Origin of the sequence: Neobacillus sedimentimangrovi, assembly GCF_010614825.1 — a bacterium.
GTDB classification, from domain to species: Bacteria; Bacillota; Bacilli; order Bacillales; family Cytobacillaceae; genus Neobacillus; species Neobacillus thermocopriae.
In genome coordinates, this window is the sequence record NZ_JAAFZF010000101.1 from 1 (window position 1) to 1,371 (window position 1,371).

The following is a 1,371-nucleotide window of genomic DNA, read 5'->3' on the forward strand; positions in this document are numbered from 1 at the left end:
TTTATATACTTGAATTTCAGAATATGGAGATTAGGGGACAACATGAGTAAAATAACATTTTCATCTAAAGAGATAAACATGCTTCAAAAAAATCCAAATGTACAGCGTGTCAGCGAAAGGTCTATTACCTATACTGACGATTTTAAAAATAGATTTATAGATGAATACCAAGCTGGCAAATTCCCTCGTCAGATCTTTGAGGAGAATGGCTTCGATGTGGACGTTATCGGTATAAAACGAATTGAACAGTCAGCCCATAGATGGAAAAAAGCCTATGAAAAGAATGGGCTGATCGGGCTTACAGATTCAAGGAAAACAGCTTCTGGGAGACCCTTAAAGCGTGAGCTTACACCGTCCGAAGTGATTGAAAGGCAAAGGGCTAAAATTGAGCTGTTGGAAGGACAGGTGGAGCTGTTAAAAAAGCTAGAAGTGACCGAAAGGAGGCTGTTAAACGCAAGCGAAAATTTAAATCCGAGTAAAGCCTACCAATTGATCCAGAAGACCATTGAACAGAATGGATTCAAGGGGATGACCAGGTATTTTTGCGACCTCCTGGAAGTCTCACGGTCGGGATATTACAGATATCTGAAGGCTTCCTCTGTCCGGGAAGCACGGGAGAAATTGGACCTTGAAGCGAAGGAAATCATCTTAAAGGCCTTTGACCGTCGGGGATATAAGAAAGGTTCTCGCTCCATCAAAATGATATTGGAGAATGAGTTTGATATTATCTTCAGCCGTAAAAAGATCCAAAGAATCATGAGGAAATATGGAATCGTCTGTCCTCACCGGAAGCCTACCCCTTATAAAAAGATCGCTAAAGCAACGAAGGAGCATCAGGTTGTCCCGAACAAATTAAACAGGGAATTCAAGCAGGGAATCCCCGGGAAAGTATTACTTACGGATATCACTTATCTTCCATATAACGGAAATTGTATGGCTTATTTGTCGACCATAAAAGACGCCTCCACTAATGAAATCCTGGCTTATCATGTGTCTGATCGCATCACCTTGGACATCGCCACCACGACGATTCATAAATGGATGAACAATAAGAAAATTACTCTCCATAAAGAGGCTTTTATCCACTCGGATCAGGGAAGCCATTATACAAGCCCACGATATCAGAAACTTTTAAAGGAGTATGGCCTGGGCCAGTCCATGTCACGGAGAGGCAACTGTTGGGATAATGCCCCTCAAGAGTCCTTCTTTGGCCACCTTAAGGATGAAGTGGACTATAAATCGGCAAGAACATTGAAGGAATTGAAGTCAAAAATTAATCATTACATGGTTTACTATAACAATTACCGCTATCAGTGGAATTTAAAAAAGATGACCCCTATTCAGTATAGGAATCATCTTCTAGCTGCTTAA

General features: G+C 41.1%; 1 protein-coding gene. It reads left to right on the forward strand.

Annotated features, from left to right (window positions below; genetic code table 11):
* Positions 1-42: 42 nt before the first annotated feature.
* On the forward strand, positions 43-1,371 hold the full coding sequence (locus GZA11_RS16375; RefSeq protein WP_038541356.1) for an IS3 family transposase: 1,329 nt from the start codon (positions 43-45) through the stop codon (positions 1,369-1,371).